General features: G+C 63.8%; 22 protein-coding genes. 11 read left to right on the plus strand and 11 right to left on the minus strand.

The window, feature by feature from the left end; translation table 11 throughout:
- Positions 1-167 precede the first annotated feature (167 nt).
- The 6 genes from OC450_RS26150 to OC450_RS26175 form a co-directional block, all read right to left on the minus strand.
- Positions 168-458, minus strand: a complete 291-nt coding sequence (locus tag OC450_RS26150) for a hypothetical protein (RefSeq protein ID WP_211386555.1) — start codon at positions 456-458, stop codon at positions 168-170.
- Between the two features lie 20 nt (positions 459-478).
- On the minus strand, positions 479-901 hold the full coding sequence (locus OC450_RS26155) for a curlin (protein WP_262048930.1): 423 nt from the start codon (positions 899-901) through the stop codon (positions 479-481).
- 72 nt (positions 902-973) lie between these two features.
- Positions 974-1,384: a curlin gene (locus tag OC450_RS26160; protein ID WP_211386715.1), complete on the minus strand. Its 411-nt coding sequence runs from the start codon at positions 1,382-1,384 to the stop codon at positions 974-976.
- Positions 1,385-1,416: 32 nt separating this feature from the next.
- The gene (locus OC450_RS26165; protein ID WP_211386557.1) at positions 1,417-1,809 is read right to left on the minus strand and encodes a curlin; all 393 of its coding nucleotides are present in this window, start codon (positions 1,807-1,809) and stop codon (positions 1,417-1,419) included.
- Positions 1,810-1,931: 122 nt separating this feature from the next.
- On the minus strand, positions 1,932-2,333 hold the full coding sequence (locus OC450_RS26170) for a curlin subunit CsgB (RefSeq protein WP_211386559.1): 402 nt from the start codon (positions 2,331-2,333) through the stop codon (positions 1,932-1,934).
- 166 nt (positions 2,334-2,499) lie between these two features.
- Entirely contained in the window at positions 2,500-3,153 is a 654-nt protein-coding gene (locus tag OC450_RS26175; protein WP_211386560.1) for a response regulator transcription factor, read from the minus strand.
- 600 nt (positions 3,154-3,753) lie between these two features.
- Between OC450_RS26175 and OC450_RS26180 the strand changes: the two genes are divergently transcribed.
- The 5 genes from OC450_RS26180 to OC450_RS26200 all read left to right on the plus strand — a co-directional run bounded on the left by OC450_RS26180 (position 3,754) and on the right by OC450_RS26200 (position 9,501).
- The gene (locus OC450_RS26180; protein ID WP_211386561.1) at positions 3,754-5,184 is read left to right on the plus strand and encodes an efflux RND transporter periplasmic adaptor subunit; all 1,431 of its coding nucleotides are present in this window, start codon (positions 3,754-3,756) and stop codon (positions 5,182-5,184) included.
- On the plus strand, positions 5,181-5,906 hold the full coding sequence (locus OC450_RS26185) for an ABC transporter ATP-binding protein (RefSeq protein ID WP_256808317.1): 726 nt from the start codon (positions 5,181-5,183) through the stop codon (positions 5,904-5,906). Before OC450_RS26180 ends, OC450_RS26185 begins: the two co-directional genes overlap by 4 nt.
- Positions 5,903-7,126, plus strand: a complete 1,224-nt coding sequence (locus OC450_RS26190; RefSeq protein ID WP_211386563.1) for an ABC transporter permease — start codon at positions 5,903-5,905, stop codon at positions 7,124-7,126. Before OC450_RS26185 ends, OC450_RS26190 begins: the two co-directional genes overlap by 4 nt.
- A 50-nt stretch (positions 7,127-7,176) precedes the next feature.
- Positions 7,177-7,494 (plus strand): response regulator transcription factor, encoded by a 318-nt coding sequence (locus OC450_RS26195; protein WP_262048931.1) that lies wholly within the window; start codon positions 7,177-7,179, stop codon positions 7,492-7,494.
- Positions 7,495-7,635: 141 nt separating this feature from the next.
- Positions 7,636-9,501, plus strand: a complete 1,866-nt coding sequence (locus OC450_RS26200) for an alkaline phosphatase family protein (protein WP_211386573.1) — start codon at positions 7,636-7,638, stop codon at positions 9,499-9,501.
- A gap of 40 nt (positions 9,502-9,541) precedes the next feature.
- On the opposite strand, the gene OC450_RS26205 is transcribed toward OC450_RS26200, so the two are convergent.
- Entirely contained in the window at positions 9,542-10,108 is a 567-nt protein-coding gene (locus OC450_RS26205; protein ID WP_211386575.1) for a hypothetical protein, read from the minus strand.
- Positions 10,109-10,488: 380 nt separating this feature from the next.
- On the opposite strand from OC450_RS26205, the gene OC450_RS26210 reads away from it, so the two are divergent.
- Positions 10,489-11,148 carry a peroxiredoxin gene (locus OC450_RS26210; RefSeq protein WP_194482323.1) on the plus strand — a complete coding sequence of 220 codons (660 nt, stop codon included), beginning with the start codon at positions 10,489-10,491 and terminating at the stop codon, positions 11,146-11,148.
- 45 nt (positions 11,149-11,193) lie between these two features.
- On the opposite strand, the gene OC450_RS26215 is transcribed toward OC450_RS26210, so the two are convergent.
- Positions 11,194-12,924, minus strand: coding sequence for a methyl-accepting chemotaxis protein (locus tag OC450_RS26215; RefSeq protein WP_211386576.1), 1,731 nt, complete (start codon positions 12,922-12,924; stop codon positions 11,194-11,196).
- A gap of 169 nt (positions 12,925-13,093) precedes the next feature.
- Between OC450_RS26215 and OC450_RS26220 the strand changes: the two genes are divergently transcribed.
- Entirely contained in the window at positions 13,094-14,485 is a 1,392-nt protein-coding gene (locus tag OC450_RS26220) for a cryptochrome/photolyase family protein (RefSeq protein WP_262048973.1), read from the plus strand.
- 66 nt (positions 14,486-14,551) lie between these two features.
- The gene (locus tag OC450_RS26225; RefSeq protein ID WP_211386583.1) at positions 14,552-14,854 is read left to right on the plus strand and encodes a histone; all 303 of its coding nucleotides are present in this window, start codon (positions 14,552-14,554) and stop codon (positions 14,852-14,854) included.
- Positions 14,855-15,080: 226 nt separating this feature from the next.
- Here the strand turns inward: OC450_RS26225 and OC450_RS26230 are convergent, their stop codons facing one another.
- Together OC450_RS26230 and OC450_RS26235 are read right to left on the minus strand one after the other, a co-directional pair.
- Entirely contained in the window at positions 15,081-15,953 is an 873-nt protein-coding gene (locus OC450_RS26230) for a DMT family transporter (RefSeq protein ID WP_262048932.1), read from the minus strand.
- A gap of 103 nt (positions 15,954-16,056) precedes the next feature.
- Positions 16,057-16,503, minus strand: coding sequence for a hypothetical protein (locus tag OC450_RS26235; RefSeq protein WP_211386587.1), 447 nt, complete (start codon positions 16,501-16,503; stop codon positions 16,057-16,059).
- 292 nt (positions 16,504-16,795) lie between these two features.
- Between OC450_RS26235 and OC450_RS26240 the strand changes: the two genes are divergently transcribed.
- Complete coding sequence (locus OC450_RS26240) at positions 16,796-17,059, plus strand: hypothetical protein (protein WP_211386589.1); 264 nt, start codon at positions 16,796-16,798, stop codon at positions 17,057-17,059.
- A 30-nt stretch (positions 17,060-17,089) separates the two neighbouring features.
- Here the strand turns inward: OC450_RS26240 and OC450_RS26245 are convergent, their stop codons facing one another.
- The gene (locus OC450_RS26245) at positions 17,090-17,551 is read right to left on the minus strand and encodes a host attachment protein (RefSeq protein WP_262048933.1); all 462 of its coding nucleotides are present in this window, start codon (positions 17,549-17,551) and stop codon (positions 17,090-17,092) included.
- 295 nt (positions 17,552-17,846) lie between these two features.
- Between OC450_RS26245 and OC450_RS26250 the strand changes: the two genes are divergently transcribed.
- Complete coding sequence (locus OC450_RS26250; RefSeq protein ID WP_262048934.1) at positions 17,847-18,119, plus strand: hypothetical protein; 273 nt, start codon at positions 17,847-17,849, stop codon at positions 18,117-18,119.
- 168 nt (positions 18,120-18,287) lie between these two features.
- A complete protein-coding gene (locus OC450_RS26255; RefSeq protein WP_262048975.1) occupies positions 18,288-18,422 on the plus strand; it encodes a hypothetical protein in 135 nt (44 codons plus the stop codon).
- The last annotated feature ends 9 nt before the right edge of the window (positions 18,423-18,431 follow it).

The following is an 18,431-nucleotide window of genomic DNA, read 5'->3' on the forward strand; positions in this document are numbered from 1 at the left end:
AACGCGAACCTCATAACCAGTTGATCGGAGTTGATCGCGTCAGGCGAACGCAGCCGGAACGCCGCCCCATTGCAACAACAACGGCACGCTGACCAGCCTCTATCGCAACTGACAGACCGGGCGTCTCGCAAGGCCCGTCGTCCGCACGGGCGATGGGCCTTCGCGCATCAGCGGCCCTGATGCTTGTGCAGCCAATCCAGCATGTCCTGGGCATTCCCGGTGCCTTGCGATACGACCGCGGTGTTGCCGCCGCTGCGGCGATAGACCGTTGTCCGGCCCGGTTCCTTGTCGATCCTGACTTCTGCCTGAGCCGGATCGCCGCTTTGCGTGATCACCGCTGTCCCGTTCTCGTCCTGGACCACGGTGGTATGGCCGTCGCCGGACTCGCCGGCCCCGGCCGGCGCCATCGCAATTGCAGTCATCAGGCCCATTCCGGATGCGAGCAGGAGAAACTTCATGTCACACCTCTTCGTCTCGATCATCGTCCGAACTGAAATATGGCCAGCCAGTTGAAACGTCCAAACTGGCTGACAGCTCCGGTGTTCATGTCGCCCACCTGAAGCAGGAGCGCATTGGTCGAATTGCCGATCTGAGTGATCTCGGCGGTGTTGCTCGTGCCGGACTGGCCGATCAGCGCGTTGGTCGTGCCGCCCATTTGGATCACATTGGCATAGTTGCGTGTCCCGTTCTGGACAATGGTCGCATCGACCGTCCCGGTCCCGCCAATCTCGATGACCCGTGCGATATTAATGCGGCTGCTCTGCTCGATCGTGACCGGCTGCACATTGTTGCCGAACTCCACGACCGTCTCGATGCTGACGTTCCTGTTGGTCACGCTGCGCTGTACCGACCCAGCGGATGCTTCGGTCACCGCGCCCATGGTCGCGAATGCAGCGATCATCGCCAAAGCTTGCCTGCCGCATCTCATCGCCGTTCCCCGTTCACATCAGGTGCCGGTGCGCTCGCGCACGTCTCAGGGGCTGTTTTGAACGATGATCGACGAGTTGACCGCGCCAAATTGCGCGATCGCCCCTGTGTTCATGGTGCCGAGCTGAGACACGAGGCTCGTCGCCGATTGGCCGGTCTGGCCGACAAAGGCGAAATTGTTCACGCCCGCCTGCCCGACCGAAGCCGAATTTGTTCCTCCAAATTGCAGGATCCCGGTGGCGTTGTTGGTGCCGTTCTGGACCACGGTCGCGCTGGTGCTGCCGCCGATCATGAACACGCCTGCCATGTTGAGCTGGCTATTCTGGTTGACCATAACGGGAGGTCCGCCGACCGACACGATGGTCTTGATGTCTGCGGTCTGCGCGACGGCGGGTCCGATGGGTATGAAAAAAAGGCCGACAAAGGCACCGCACGCGACGCCTGAAAATGTCCTCATGACATGCCTCGCAACTGAAAATGGATACGGGATCATGGCGCCTGCTGAAGAATCGTCGAGCCGTTCAGGATTCCGAGTTGGGCCACTCCGGCGGCGTTGTTCGCACCGATCTGGCCGATCAGGCTTGAATTGGAGCCGCCGACCTGGCCAGCCAGCGCGGTGTTGGATGCAGTCGCGGTGGTGCCGCCCTGCCCGATCACCAGCGTGTTGACGGTCGCCAATGATCCCGTCTGTACGGTCGTCGCCTGGTTGGTCGCGCCGAACTGCAGCGTGGTGGCGCTGTTGTTCGTCGAACCGCTCTGGGAAATGAAGGAGTTGTTGGTCGTGCCAAATTGCAGCACGCTGGCCGTGTTGCCGGCCTGGGCATCGGCAGCAGTCAGCATGCTGAGCGTGACGGTCGCCGCGACGAGAAATCTGGTCTGCATTGTCATTTCCTCCGCGAAGGTCGGCCTGCGATTCCTGACGTGGTCCACCGGCCTGATTGCGGTGTTTGCGAGAATGGCCCGGACGCGTCGCAATGTGACGCGCCCGGCCAAACAGGGCTGGCTTAGTGCGCCGTCTGCGAGACGGTGCTCGAGTTGACCCCGAAACCACTGAGCTGACCGACGGCAGCTGAGTTGTTCTGGAGCGCAGCGGGCCCGAACGAATTCTGGGTGATGCCGCTGGTGTTGTTGCCGAAGGCTACCTGGCCGGTGGCCGCCGAGTTCTGCACGCCGATCTGGTTCACGGAGCTCGCGTTGTTGAGCGAGGGCGAGCTCGTGCCCTGCATGGTGCTCGCGCTGTTCAGGATGCCGAGCTGGGTGGTCGACGAGCTGTCGTTTGTGAGGCCGTTCTGCGTGACGCTCGAGCCGTTGACGACGCCGACCTGCACCGTGGTCGAGGTGTTGGCGGCCTGGGCTGCGGAGGACAGAGCGAACAGGGCAACGGAAGCAAAAATAAACTTGCGCATGGAATATCCCTTTCTAACCAAGTTGTCTGACTGGTGTGAGATGCCGGTCCTGGAGGAGGTCGACATCGTGGGATCACTCTGAACCGGTCTTACGGCGCGCGACAGACTGCAGTTCATGCTAGGCGGTACGGACTAGACGATGTGCGGCACGTCGGCACACGCGAGCCTAGGCTTGCGACTGGTTCGCACCGCTCCGCGCCGTCTCATGCGCCATGCTGTCGATCAGCCGCGCCACTTCGATCGGTGAACGCAGTTCGAGCTTTCGCATCATCCTGGCGCGATGCACCTTGACCGTCACTTCGCTGAGCTGGAGCTTTGCTGCAATCTGCTTGGCGACCAGCCCCTCCGCCATCAGCAGCATGATCTCCCGCTCCCGCGCCGTCAGAGTCTCGATGCGCTGGCGAGCCTCCCGCACCGCATCTTCCCGCTCCATGCGCCTGCGATCGCGCTCGATGCCGTGCCTGATCGCATCGAGGATCTCCTGTTCGCGGAAGGGCTTTGGTAGAAATTCGACCGCGCCGCGCTTCATGGCCTCGACGGAGACGCGCACGTCCGAATGGCCGCTGATGAAGACGATCGGTATCGCCACACCCGATTCAGCGAGCCTGCGCTGAAGCTCGAGCCCGGTCGGCGACGTGCCGGGAAAGCGAACGTCGAGCACGAGGCATGAAGGACCGTCCGAAAGACTCTCGGTGAGGAATTCATCCGTCGAGGCAAACAGCCTCACCTGATGTCCGGTCTCTTCGCAAAGGCTGCCAATCGCGCTTCGTATCTGGATTTCGTCGTCAACGACATAAACTGTGGCCTGATTTGAACTCATTGCGAAAGACTCCGGACCTGGCGCTCGCTGATTTAGCAACGAGCCATCCATTGTTCTTGCAAGCGACACAAGGTGCTTGAGGGCAGCGGCGCGAATCGGCCGAGTCGTGTCGGCTCGCCGGCTCCACGTCTTACGACCAACATCCGGCCGACGCGAGTGAAGGCGTTCACATATCGAGCTTCGTGATCGGAGGGTTTCGACGTCGCCATCTGCGGTGCCACGGCGAAGCGCCGTAACGACAATGCGGCAAGCAGGCGTTCCGGCCGCGATATCGGCAGCTGCATCATGGCGTCGCCACTCATGCGCCGACTGGCAGCCGCTTCCGGCAGTCCAGACGGGACGTTCAGTCAGCTTATCGAGTTCGATACCGCGCGCACCTTTTCGATACGCTCGGTATACGTTTCGCGCAAATCACGAAAAGGCGCACGCGCGGACTTTACTTCTGGATCATGGAGCGCACCCGTCCGTCGCACTAAGAACGACGACATATTGTCGAGACGCTGGATATTGCCCCTGGCGATATACAACCACAGCGCGATACAACCATAGTGCGATATTCGGTTTTCCGCCCCCAATCATTTCAAGAGGCGGGGTTTTGATATGCGATTTGTGACAGTCATTCTCTTGCTCGGAACCACAACCGGTCTCGCCGCCATCTGCGGCATCCAACCGGCGATCATCGCAGGAGCCACGGCGAGTACGGCGGACGCGGCGGTTCGCGCGTACCAGTCGGCAAAGCGGCTCCTTGTGCCGTCCGGGCACGAAGCCCCCACGTTCGGAGTGGACGCGCCGGTGTTCCGCTACGCCGCGATCCAGCGCGGCAGCATCGAGCAGACCGTCACCGTCACGGGTGCCCTGCAACCGGTCAAGACGATCGAGGTCGGCTCACAATTGTCAGGCCAGCTCGCGCGGGTCTACGTCGATTTCAACGATACCGTCGCCAAGGACCAGCCGCTCGCCCTGATCGATCCCCGCAGCTTCGCGGCCAAGGTCGACGAGGCCAAGGCGGCGGTGGAGGTGGCCAACTCCTTCGTCGACCTGGAGCGGGCCAAGCTCGACCGCGCCAGGATCGATCTGCAGAACGCGAGGGGGAGCCGGGAGGTCCTGGCGGCCAAGCTCGAAAGCGCACAGGCACTCAAGGCCTCGGCGCAGAAGACGTTGCAGCGCAAACTCGCGCTTCAGTCGCAGAATGTGGTTGCAGTCACGGCGGTCGACGACGCCCAGACGGAATTCACCGCGCGGCTGGCCCAGGAGCGAGAGGCCGATGTCCTGATGTCCCTGAACGCCTACTCGGTGGACGGCGCGCAGGCCGACGTGCGCCGGATCGAGGCCGAGCTGGAACAGGCCAGAATGGCCGTCCCGGAGAAAGCAGCCGTGCTTGCGGCCGCCCAGGCCGATCTTGATCGCACCGTGATCCGCTCGCCGATCGATGGCGTCGTGGTCGGCAGGTTCGTCAACGAAGGTCAGACGCTGGCGGTCGGCCTCGAATCGCGAACGACCTTCGTGGTCGCCCACCGCCTCGAGGACATGGAGATCCACGCACAGGTCGACGAAGCTGATATCGGACGTATCGCGTCCGGCCAGCGCGCTCATTTCACGGTAGATGCCTATCCCGACCGTCGCTTCGAAGCGACGGTCCGGCAGGTGCGCAAGGCACCGCAGAACCAGCAGCATGTGGTGACCTATACCGTCGTCCTGGCAACCTCAAATCTCGACGGCGCGCTGCTTCCCGGCATGACGGCCCTCGTGAAGATCGTGATCGAACGGCAGGACGACGTGCTGCGAGTGCCGCTCGCCGCCCTGCGCTTCCAGCCGTCGGGCACGCGCCCGGACACGGCTTCGGCACGCAGCGGCGTGTGGGTGCGCACCGCCAGCGGCTCGCTTCGGCGCATCCCTGTGACCGTAGGCACTTCGGGCGCGGAACAGGTCGCGCTCAAGAGCGGTGAGCTCACCGAAGGCAGCCAGGTCGTGGTCGGACAGGCCATCCGGCCGGCGGGCATCGAATTCTTTGGAATCAGGTTTGGATCATGACAGGCCTCCTGCCCCTCATCAGCCTGCGATCGGTGTGCAGAACCTATCGCGCGGACGGGATCGCGGTGACCGCAGTCCGCAACGTCAGCTTCGACATCGACCCGGGCGAGATCCTTGCCGTGATGGGACCATCCGGCTCCGGCAAGTCGACCCTCATGAACATGATCGGCCTGCTCGACCTGCCGAGCGAGGGCGCGATCTATCTCGAGGGAGCAAATGTCGCCGAGCTCTCGGAGGACCGCAGGTCGTCGCTGCGGGCTCGCAGCATCGGCTTCGTATTCCAGTCCTACAACCTTCTCGCGCGCCACAATGCCATCGAGAATGTCGCGCTTCCGCTCGTCTATTGCGGCGTGGGTCGCAAGGAGCGCCTGACGCGCGCCGAGCAGAGCCTGGAAGCGGTTGGCATGCTGCACCGGGCAAGTCATTTTCCACGCCAGCTCTCGGGCGGCGAGCAGCAACGCGTAGCGATCGCCCGCGCGTTGATCGCCTCGCCCCTGATCGTGCTTGCCGACGAGCCGACCGGGGCGCTCGACAGCCGCACCGGTGCCGAGATCCTGGCGCTATTCGCCGCACTCAACCGGTCCGGCCAGACCATCGTGATGATCACGCACGATCCCGGCATCGCAACGCAGTGCAGGCGCACGATCCGCCTCCATGACGGCGAGCTCGTCAGCGACGAAACGCCAGCCTTGGTGCCGGCGAAACGGAGCGTTGCGCCATGACGATGCTTCAAGGCTTCCAGATCGCACTGCACGCGCTGCGCCTCAACCCGCTGCGCAGTTTCCTCACCATGCTCGGCATCGTGATCGGCGTCGCGTCGATCGTGACGGTCTTCGCGATCGGCGCCGGCGCACAACTTCGTCTCCAGGAACAGATCCGCTCGATCGGCGCCAACGTGCTGATGATCACGCCGGGCGCGGTCTACCAGGGCGGCGTGCGCCTCAAGGAAGGCAGCAAGCTGACGATGACGGAAAGCGACGTGCAGGCCATCCTCGAGCAGATCCCGGAGATCCAGGCCGCCGCCGGCTCGATCGCCGGAACCGCGCAGGTCATCCACGAGAGCAAGAACTGGAATACGACGATCAACGGCACGACCACCGGGCACTTCATGGTGCGCGACTGGCAGCTTGCGTCCGGACGCTATTTCTCCGCCACCGAGGAGGCCGGCGCCGGAAAGGTCGTTGTGCTCGGAAGCACGGTCGCACGTGAGCTGTTCGCGCCTGGCGCCGACCCGATCGGCGCGCAGGTCAGGATCATGAAGGTCCCGCTCGAAGTGGTCGGCGTTCTCGATCGCAAGGGACCCGCCCAGGATGACGTCGCCTTCGTGCCCCTGACCACGGCCAAGCTGCGCTTTCTCGGCAGCGCGAGCAACATCAACCGGGATTCGGTCGCCTACATCATCGCGAAGGTGACCGCCGACAGTCAGATGGCGGGGGCGCGATCCGAGATCGAGAACCTGCTGCGGCAGCGGCATCGGATTCTCGCCGGCCAGGAGGACGACTTCAAGGTCCAGGATCCGGCCGCGGCCATGGAGGCGCAGCAGGGAGCAATCCGCACCGTCGCGCTCCTGCTCGTCGCCATCGCCTCGGTCTCGCTGCTGGTCGGCGGCATCAGCATCATGAATGTCATGATCGTGTCGGTCACCGAGCGCACCCGCGAAATCGGCATCCGCCGCGCGCTTGGCGGGCGGATGCGCGACATCCGCCTCCAGTTTCTCTGCGAGGCGCTCGTCCTCTGCCTTCTCGGCGGCATCATCGGCGTCGCCGGTGGCGTCACGCTCTCGATGACGGTCGCACGCATGGCCGGCTGGATCACCTCGATCGACGGCGAAGCGATTGGCCTCGCCCTGGTCTTCTCGATCGCGACCGGCCTCACCTTCGGTTTCTATCCCGCGCACAAGGCGTCCAAGCTCAGTCCGATCGAGGCACTGAAGACGGAGTGAGAACATGCTGGGGTGTTCGCATCAACCAAAAGGCCACGGAGGAGCTAGTCATGAGCCCGGATCCAAAAGATTCGATCACACCAACTCCACGCGAGCGCGAGCTGATGATGCTGATCGCGCGGGGGATGCAGAACAAGAACATCGCCTACGAGCTCAAGATCTCGGAAAACACGGTGCGGGCCCATATCGGCAACATCATGCGCAAGTACCGCCTCCATAACCGGACCCAGATCGCGATCATTTTTGCGCTGCAGGCAGCGCCGCCATCGCTGTGGCTCGATCCGGGCAGCGCAGAAGGCTACCCGCCGGCGGCGAAACCTGCGCAGGTGCTCGCACAAAATCCCCGGGTGCTGACGGCGCCGGAGTGACGGCCGGCTCATCCCACCCTCCCTGTCCCTCTTGCATGCCTCGCCGCTCTTGTAACAAAACTGTCATGCAGCAAAACTAAACGATGGCGGGGGGCCGCGGTCGGCCGCCAAGCCGCCTCATCGCAGGCAGGGAGAAATTTGATGCGCCGCTCACTGGTGTTGCTGTCCGCCGGACTGACAGTGCTGTCCACCGGACTTTCAAGTGGACCTGCCTCCGCCCAGAACAACACGCCCCGTAACCTGATCCTGTTCATCCCCGACGGCCTGCGCGCGCTGAAGGTCACGCCCGAGACCGCACCGGCAATGGCCGAGGTCCGCGACAAGGGCGTCAATTTCAAGAACCCGCACTCGCTCTTCCCGACCTTCACCATGGCCAACGGCTCGGCTATGTCGACCGGCCATTATCTCGGCGATACCGGCGTGTTCTCCAACACGATCTGGACGAATTACACCTCCGTGCCTGCCGGCGACACCGTAGTACCCTTCATCGAGAACGATGCCGTGCTCGGCGACATCGACGAGCATTTCAAGGGCGACTATCTCAACGAAGAGACCATTCTGAAGATGGCCCGCGACAAGGGCCTCAGCACGGCGGCGATCGGCAAGGTCGGTCCGACCTACCAGTTCGACCACACGGACAAGCCCGAAAAGGCCGGCCTGCATTCGGTCGTGTTCGACGATTCCACCGGCGGCAAGAACGGTGTGGCGCTGTCGGACGAGGTGAAGGACGCGCTGACCAAGGCGGGCCTGCCCCTCGCCACCCCGCCGCGCGGCGACAACAGCAAGGCCGGCGACGCCAAGACGCCCGGCACCACAGTGGCCAACGTCGCGCAGCAGGCCTATTTCGCCGACGTCGCCGCCAAGGTGGTGCTGCCGATGTTCAAGGCGCGCAACAAGCCGTTCGTGCTGGTGTTCTGGTCGCGCGACCCTGATGGCAGCCAGCACAACACCGGCGACAGCCTCAACCAGATCAAGCCCGGCATCAACGGCCCGACCTCGATGGCCGGCATCAGGAACGCCGACAACAACCTCGCCCAGATCCGCAAGGCGCTGGACGAGCTCGGGCTCGCCGCCAACACCAACATCATGGTCCAGGCCGACCATGGCTTTTCGACCATCTCCAAGGAAAGCAAGACCAGCCCCTCGGCCAAGCTCAGCTACGACGACACGCCGAAGGACTTCTTGCCGATGGGCTTCCTGGCGCTCGACCTCGCCAAGGCGCTCGAGCTGCCGCTGTTCGACCCCAACGACAAGAACGCAAAGATCGAGGGCAACAAGCATCCGAAGGCCGGCAACGGCGTGCTCGGAAAGGATCCGACCAAGCCCGACCTCGTCGTTGCCACCAATGGCGGCTCCGACCTGATCTATCTGCCGAACAAGGACAAGAAGCTCGCGGCAAAGACCGTCAAGGCGCTGCTCGAGCAGGACTACGTCTCCGGCCTGTTCGTCGACGATTCGCTCGGCCGCATCCCCGGCACGCTGCCGCTGTCGAGCATCAATCTGCGCGGCAAGTCGGCGACGCCGACACCCGCGATCGTTGTCAACTTCCGCTCCTATGCCAGCGATTGCGGCGAGGCGCCGACCAACTGCTCGGTGCAGGTCGCCGACACCGTCTTGCGACAGGGCCAGGGCATGCATGGCAGCTTCAGCCGCGGCGACACCATGAACTTCATGGCCGCCATCGGCCCGGACTTCAAAGCCGGCTATGTCAGCGCGATCCCGGTCAGTAATGCCGATGTCGGCATGACGGCCGCCCGGCTGATGGGGCTGCGCGCCTCGGAGAAGGGAGACCTGGTCGGCCGCGTGATATCGGAGGCCATGCCCAACGGCACCGTGCCGAAAGCCTATGCCGGCACGATGAAATCCAAGCCCGCCGAGGGCGGCCTGACCACCGTGCTGAATTTCCAGCGCGTCGGCAGCCAGCGCTATTTCGACGCCGCCGGCTTCCCGGGCCGCACACTCGGGCTCGAGGCGGATGCCGGCAAACAAAAAACGGCGGGGAAATAACCCCGCCGCTCAAAATGCTCCTCGCGAGAGGCGCAGAATCTCACATGCCGATGTCGAACACGTTCGGCAATTGGCCCGCCAAAGGCAGCGCGGTGGCGCCGAGGAAGGTCGCCACCATCGCCATCAGGCGACGGTTGTTCTGGCGCTTGCCGCGCATCTGGCCGGCGATCCACTCCAGCATCTCGCTGTTGACCTTGGAGGCGTAGGTCGGCGCCCAGCTCTCGATGTCGGCCGACAGCGCGACGCTGCGCGGCGGCACCTTCAGCCCCGAGGCGCTTGCGGCGTAGTGAGCGACGGCCTTGGCGAGCAGGTCGTCGAACCGGCCGCCATCGGAGCGCTCGGTTGCGGCTTCATTGATCTCGAACAGCGCTTCGGCTTCGGCGCGGCTGATCGGCTGGTCGTTGACGGCCGTGGCGGTCAGGATACGCGTGCACCAGGCGGTGTCATCGGCATCGAGCGAGCGGGAAAAGTGGACCCGCCCCCTGGTGGTCGGGCCTTCGCCCGTGATCACACCATCGCGCACGATGGTCAGGGCATGGGCCGCGGTATCGCGGCAGGACGGTTCGAGGGACGGCGACTCAACGGACTTCGGCACTGCGGCAGACATAGTTCACTTCCAGATTTCTTCTGATCGACCAGCATTTTCATGCGGACGTAAAGGGGTGGTTAACGATTCGATACGGGGATCGCGACTTTTCTCAATGGTTGCCAATTGGTCGCTGTCAGGTCCGCTTTGGTTTTATCGAACGTCGGGCGAGCGTGATGCGGGTCATAAAAGGCTTTATCGGGGCAATCGAGACCGTGCGGCTCCGGTGGAGGTGTTTCGCCGCAGGCGCCGCTGTAACAGAAAGGTGCTAGGAAATGGGCCCTTCAGGGAATGAATTCACATTTTACTTGAAGCGGTTCACTTGAGCGCGACGACCCCCTATACTGCCCGTGACGAAAAAGGTTAATTCCCAAGTAAATTCAATGCGATGAGGTAGAACCATGACACTTCCGATTGGCGCCACCGCGCCCGACTTCGAAGCCGAAACCACCGAGGGGAAGATCAAGTTCCACGACTGGATCGGCAACAGCTGGGCCCTGCTGTTCTCGCACCCCAAGGACTTCACGCCGGTTTGTACGACCGAGCTCGGCGCTCTCGCCAAGCTGAAGCCGGAATTCGACAAGCGCGGAGTCAAGCTGATGGGCCTCTCGGTCGACCCAGTCGACCGCCATTCCAAATGGTCCGAAGACATCAAGGAGACGCAAGGCGCGGCTCCGAACTATCCGATGATCGGCGACACCGACTTCAACGTCTCGAAGCTGTACGGCATGCTGCCGGCTTCGACCTCGGGCGATCCCCTCACCCGCACGCCGGCCGACAACCAGACCGTCCGCAACGTCTTCATCATCGGACCGGACAAGAAAATCAAGCTGGTGCTGGTCTACCCGATGACGACCGGCCGGAATTTTCAGGAGATCCTGCGCGTCATCGACTCGCTCCAGCTCACCGCCAAGCATCGCGTCGCGACGCCGGCCGACTGGTCGCAGGGTGACGACGTCATCATCGCGGGCTCGGTCTCCAACGACGAGGCCAAGACGATCTACCCGCAGGGCTGGAAGGAACCCAAGCCCTACATCCGGATCGTGCCGCAGCCGAAATAACCCACGATCATTTCGGGGCGGTGCATCGGCATCGCCCCGATAAGCTTACGCCGCGTGCACGCGCTCGAGGAAACCCTCGACCTCGGCCTTCAGGTGCAGGCTCTCGCCCGACAGTGCCTGGGCGGAGGCAAACATCCGGCTGGAAGTCTCGCCCGTCTCGTTCGCGCCCTCGGCGGCGTGACGGACGTTGACGGCGACATCGGCGGTGCCCGATACGGCCGCACGAACGCTGGCCACGATGTTGTGGGTCGCGCTCTTCTGCTGTTCCACCGCAGCCGAGATCGAGCCGGCGATGCCGCTGATGCGCTCGATGGTCTGGCTGATCGCCCTGATGGCGGCGACAGACTCCTCGGTCGCAAGCTGCATGCTGGCGATCTGGTTCGAGATCTCGTCGGTCGCCTTGGCGGTCTGGCCGGCGAGCGTCTTGACCTCCTGTGCCACCACCGCAAAACCGCGGCCCGCATCGCCCGCGCGCGCGGCCTCGATGGTGGCGTTCAGCGCCAGGAGATTGGTCTGCTCGGCGATCGAGGTGATCAGCTTGACGACGTCGCCGATGCGCGCCCCGGCCTCGGAAAGCTGCGCGATACGCTGATCGGTCGCCTCGGCCTGCCGCACCGCCTCGGCGGAAATCTCGTTCGATTCCTGCACCCGGCGGGTGATCTCGGAGATGGATTGAGACAGCTCGTCGGAGGCCGACGCCGCTGAACGCACGTGCCCGGAGGCAGTTTCGGAAGCTCCGGCCGACCGCGCCGACAGATCGGCGGTGGAGCGTGCGGTGTCGGTGAGTTGCCGCGCCGTCCGTTCGAATTCGCCTGACGATGTCAGCACCTTGTCGAGGATGCCGCCGACGCTGCCGCGGAACTGCTCGACGAAATTGCGCAGGTCGGATTTGCGCTGCTCGATTGCTGCAGCCGAAGCCGCCGCGTGCTCGCTGCGCAAGCGCGACCGCTCCAGCGAATTGCTCTTGAACACCGCGACCGTGCGCGCGATCTCGCCGATCTCGTCGGCGCGATCCTCGCAATCAATCGTGACGTCGCTCTGGCCTTCGGCGAGCGCCGTCAGCGACCGCGTGACCGAGATGAGCGGCTTGGTGACACGGCGGACGACCAGCAAGGTGAGGATCAGCACCAGCAGCGCGGCGAGCCCGGCGGCGATCGCCATGCTCTCGATCGCCTGGGTCAGCATGCTCTCGAACTGGGCCATCGGGATGCCGACGTAGAGAATGCCGACGACCTTGCCGGTCGCATCTGCGACCGGGAAATAGGCGGTCATGAAGGATTTGCCGAACAGCGTGGCCGGGCCCTTGTAGGCCTCCCCACGGCGCAGGACGGCTTGCGCCGGATGGTCGGCGGCAAGCTGGGTGCCGACGGCGCGGTCGCCGTTTTCCTTCTTCACGTTGGTCGAACGGCGGACGAACTGCCCGCTCGCATCGTCATAAACGAACAGGGTGGCGTTGCCTCCGACATAGGACACCGCGCGATCGACGATGGCGTGATCCCTGAACTCGGGCATCTTGGCAATCTCGGCGCGCGCGACCGCGCCATCCCGCATCGTGATCTTGGCGTCGGGAACGACCTCGGCAAAGGCCAGCGCCAGCGTGCGCAAACTCACCTCGATGTCGCGGAGCGCACGATCGTTGACAGCGGAGGTGAGCGACCAATAGCCGGCGCCGACCACGAGCGCTGTATTCACAGCGATCAGCAACGCGGCGCATAGGACCGCTTTGGTGCCAAGCTTGAATTGCGGCAAGAACTTCGCCGTCGGACGGTTTGACATGAATGGAACTACCCCTGGAATTCCTGCATATTGATGCAATCGGCTTACGGCCGCATTAACGACGGTTCACACCGCCCCGCGCGGAATGCTTTCCAGATTGTAAACGAGGTCGCCCCTGACCACCCCAAGCCCGCCGCCCATCATCGTCTGGTTCCGCGATGATCTCCGCCTGTCCGACCACCCCGCCCTCCACGCCGCCGCCAACACCGGCGCGCCGGTCATTTGCCTTTGTGTGCTGGATGACGCCGCCGGTCGCGCACCGGGCGGCGCGGCACGCTGGTGGCTGGCGCAGTCGCTGCGGGCACTTGGCGCCGATATCGGCGCGCGCGGCGGATCGCTGATCCTGCGCAAGGGGCCGGCGGCCAGGGTGATCATGGAGGTGGTCCGCGAGAGCGGAGCCGGCGCCGTCTACTGGAACGGGATCGCGCAGAGGCCGCATCAGGCCATCGAGAAACAGCTCGAAGCGACGCTGGCAAAGCTCGGCCTGGACTCGCAAAGTTTCCCCGGCGACTTGCTCGTCCCGCCCGCGGCGATCCGCAACAATGAAGGCCGCGGCCTTCGCGTATTCACGCCGTTCTGGCGGCGCGTGCTGTCGCTCGGCGACCCGCCAAAACCCCTGCCGGCACCGAAGGCGCTTCGCGCGGTGCCCAAGCTCGCCAGCGACGCACTGGAGAGCTGGAAGCTCGAGCCGACCGAGCCCGACTGGTCCGGCGGCCTGCGCGAGACCTGGACCCCGGGCGAAGCCTCCGCCCGCGCCCGCCTGCGCGACTTCCTCAAGCGCACCGCAGTCGGCTATATCGGCGATCGCGACCGCCCGGATCGCGAAGGCACCTCGAGCCTGTCGCCGCATCTGAGGTTCGGCGAGCTCAGCCCGCGCCAAGTCTGGCACGCCGCGCGCTTCGCCGCCGCGGAAAATCCTGCCATCGGATCCGGCGTCGACAAGTTCCTGAGCGAGCTCGGCTGGCGCGAATTCTGCCGCCACCTGCTTCACGATCACCCCGACCTTGCGACCGAAAACCTGCAATCGAACTTCGACGGCTTCCCATGGAAAGGCGACAAGAAGGCGCTCGCGGCCTGGCAGCGCGGGCGCACCGGCTATCCCATCGTCGACGCCGGCCTGCGCCAGCTCTGGCACACCGGGGTGATGCACAACCGGGTTCGGATGGTGGTCGCCTCGTTGCTGGTCAAGCACCTCCTGATCGACTGGCGCGACGGCGAGAGCTGGTTCTGGGACACGCTTGTCGATGCGGATGCCGGCAGCAATCCCGCCAACTGGCAGTGGGTCGCCGGCTGCGGCGCGGATTCTGCACCCTATTTCCGCGTCTTCAACCCAACGCTCCAGGGCGAGAAGTTCGACCCTGACGGAACCTACGTTCGGCGCTGGGTGCCGGAGCTGAAAGACGTTCCGGCCAAGCTGATCCACCAGCCCTGGCAGGCAACGCCGATCGAGCTGGCAAGCGTCGGCGTCACGCTCGGCAAGACCTATCCGCAACCGATCGTCGATCATGCCAAGGGACGCGAGCGCGCGCTCGCCGCCTACGCAAAGATCCGCAAAGGTTGAGCGTTGCTTTGACACAATTTTGAAACCCGCTATCGTCGTCGCTCCATACAAACCGTGGGGGACGATATGGACGACGAGAAGCCGATCACCGAACAGGCGATGGAGACGATCACCACCGCCGTGGAAGCGACCAAGGAAGCCGCAGTCACCGCCGTCAAGAAGGTCAGGAAAGCCGCCAAGAAGGTCGCGAAGAAAGTAGTGCCGAAGAAGGCCGCCAAGAATACGTCGAAGAAGGCGGCAAAGAAGTCGTCGAAGAAAGCGGCCAAGAAAACCGCGAGGAAAACCACGAAGAAGGCCGCCAAGAAGGCTCCGAAGAAGGCTCCAAAGAAAGCCGCCAAGAAGAAAAAGGCCAAGAAGGCCAAGCGCTGATCCCGGCCCAGGGTTAGGCCAAGGAAAGGTCGAGGATAGGTCAAGGATAGACCAGAGCAAGCCTCCGGGTGCGGGCGCGCCCGGAGGCTTTGCGGCAAAGCGCCCTGCCCTCGCCGCCCCGATGCGCGCCTGCCCGGATGGCGGGCGTCTTGGGGATCGCAAAATTCGCTGCGACTGCTTGGGCGCGGCACGTCGGGGATGTGTTCCAGCGCTCCGGCCTTTCGGCCTAAAAGCGCCGATTGACCACGAACACCGCCGCCGCGCACATCGCCATGCCGGCAATCGCGAGCGCATCGAGCTTCTCGCCGAACAGAAGATAGGCCATCAGCGCCGTGACGGCTGGTACCAGGTAGAACAGGCTCGCAACCGAGGTCGCCGCGGCATGCCGGATCAGCCAGTACAATAGCCCGATCGATCCGATCGAGAGCGCGACGGCGAGCCAGGCGAGCGCGAGCACGAACTCCCGGGTCCAGTGCACTACGCGATCCTCGAACAGGAAGGCGCCGATCGCGAAGAAGATCGTGACGGACACGTACTGCACGAGATTGCCGGCGCGCCAGTCGATGTGGTTGCAGTAGCGGCGCTGATAGTGCGTGCCGAGCGTGATGCTGATCAGCGCGACAACCGAGGCAAGCCATCCGAGCCCGGCTTCGCCGGTCATGGGACGGCCGTGCAGGATCAGCATCACGCCGCCGAGGCCAAGCACGAGACCCGCCCATTGCACCGGCGTCACCTTCTCGCCGAGCCAGCGGTTGGCGATGGTCGAGGTCAGGATCGGCTGAAGGCCTGGAATCAGCGCGGAGAGCCCGGCCGGAATCGAGTGCGCGATCGCAATTGCGGTGCCGCCGAGATAGAAGCCATGGACGAGGATGCCGGCAACCGCGCTGTGCGCGATTCCGATCCGGTCCGGCCATTTCGGACGCGCGATCGCTGCGATGATCGCCATCAGACCGACCACGATCGCCATGCGGATGGCGAGATAGGTCAAGGGATCGGCGTTGTTGATGACGTATTTGGTGCCGATGAATCCGGTGCTCCAGAGCAGGACGAACAGGATCGGCGCGGCGCGGGCGGTCAGTGCTTCTTGATTATGGTTCATTACCGCCCTCATTGCCCCATGGGCGGTCTATGCGGCAATGCGAATTTCGGCGAATCTCGTCCGGATGATGCTGCGCTGCGACGCACGGGGACGGCTCAGCCGCTCACCATTCTTCCGGACAGGGGTCGATGATCTTCCAGAGATCGACACCGTTCTTGATCTTCTTCATGTCGGTGGTGAGCCCGCCATTGCGGCGGATCCAGTCCTTCACCGTGTCGGGGTAGTAGGACATCAGATCGGAGGTGCCTTCGGCGCTGGTGACCTTGATGCCGAAGGTGAAGGCCTTGTCGTAGTAGGCCTGGTGGAAGCCAAGGCTGGCGCGCGGCGTGACGCAGATCTTGTTCATCGGCACGATGCCGAGCACCAGTGTACAGGCCGAGTTGCAGATGCCGTCGATGATGACGCGCTCGCCCTTCTCGCGGACGTGCTTGTACTTGGCCTTGTACTCATCGACATAGCCGCCGTGGTCGCGGGTGATGTGCAGCACGGCGCGCGCCGGCGTGGCGGCAGCGAGGCAGAGCAACAGCAGGCTCAGAAGCGTGATGCGCATGGCGAGGTGACGACGAAAGCCTTCAGGAATGGGACCGGCCTCGAAGGACCCCCAAAGGGCCGGCGACAGGATTCTTAGCTGAATTCTCTTTGGTCATACTTGTGTGGGGAATTCGTTAAGCATCCCGAAAAGGCCAAAAATGGGCAGCCTGAACCGCTTGTCCGGCAATTCTGTCACACCCACCCGGGAATCTGCGGGACCGGCCTCGATTTCCGGGCGTCCGACGGGTGTTCTGGCCGGCCGAAATGGCTATAAACAGCTGACCTATTCGCGCGGGTTCCGGAGAATCGAGATGAGCAAGTTGACGCTTGTAGCCGCAGTTGCTGCCCTTTCGGCCGCAATCCTTGCCCCTGGCCTCGCGGAGGCGCGCGGACATCACCGGTACCACCGCTACTACGCGAACCCGCTGCCCTACCCGATCAGCTATCTGCACAATTACGGGCCCGGCATCACCCCGGGGACCTTTGCCTTTTACGACGGCCCATCGACCAACCATTGCTACCAGAGCGCGGCCGCCTATGTCGGCCAGGACCGCCGCCGGCACCCCTGCTACTGAGGAACGCTGGCGCATCCTCTGCGGGTGCCGCTATTTGGCGGCGCCCGACAGCAGCAATTGCTTCTCGATCTCGTGGACCGGCAGCTTGACGAGGTCCTTGCCGACCTCCCTCTGGAGCGCTTTGCGCACGACATCCGAATAATCGGCGCGAATCATCCCGAGCGCACGCGGCGAGGCCACCATGGTCAGGGCCGATGTCTCGCCCGAACTGACGGCGGCGTCGAGCCGGCCGGCCAGGCCCCGCAGGAAGGCGCGCTCGGCCTCATCGTGCCAATCCGTCTGCTCCACCGAGCTGCGCGCCCCGCCGGCCGCGCCATGCAGCCTGCCCGGCGCGTCGGTCCCTTGCGCGCTGGTCGAGGGATTGGGCTGCTCGTGCACCTCCCTGGTGTGGAGATTCGGAAACATCTCGTCGCCGAGGTTCTCCAATATGAGCGCCTTGCGTCCGTCGCACACGACCAGCCAGTCACCGTTGTCCAGTCTCATCTTGTCCATTGCCCAGCTCCAAGCAGTCTCGCGACCACTGCCCTTCGAATTCCTCGAAGGACTGGCCGCGACGACAAGCCTAGGAAGGAAGCCGCACCGATGAATTGCGCGGGATCAAGGATGCCGGTGAACCCAGGCACGGCGTTGGTCAGGGACCCGAACCTGGGATAGGCTGGCGGAGCCCAAAGGTCAGGCCTGCGGCGGACTGGCTGAAGATTTGTTCATCAGCATTACATTTCGGTTCCGCCACAATTTGATCAGAACAACTTCGATATCCTGTATTGCGTAAGCGGAGGAAGACATCATGAAGCTTAAGATTGGCCTCGTCGCCGCGTCCCTTTTCGGTGCCATCCTGGCATCACCGGCGGCGTTCGCCATGCCCATCGCGCCTGCTCCTGCGACCCCGCAGGTCTCGAACGTCGAGCAGGTTCGCATGGTCTGTGACGCCTGGGGACGCTGTTTCTGGCGCCCGAACTACTATGGATACTACGCGCCGCAGCCGTATTACGGCCCCAGGTATTATGCGCCGCGCTATTATGCCCCGCGTTACTATGGACCGCGCTATCGCCGCTGGTGATCTCTAAGGGGGCCTCCGGGCCCCTTCGTTTTTGCGCGATCGTGGATTGCGCGATCGCGGCCGGTCTGGAGTCATTCCAAAACTGATCCAGATCAAAGATAAACCCCGCCACGCCGTCATTCTGCGGTGATGGCCGATTTGATCGTTTTTCGATGCCCCCAGACGGGCATGAATGTGCAGACGCATCTCGAGAAGCAGCAGAGGCAGGAGGGACGGAGCGTTGCTTCCTTCGCCTGTCCCGCCTGCACGCGGCTGCATTTCATCGACCTCGCCACCGGCCAGCCGATGAGCCGGGACCATTGACCACGACAT

The organism is Bradyrhizobium sp. Bra78 (assembly GCF_024519855.1).
Taxonomy (GTDB): Bacteria; Pseudomonadota; Alphaproteobacteria; order Rhizobiales; family Xanthobacteraceae; genus Bradyrhizobium; species Bradyrhizobium japonicum_G.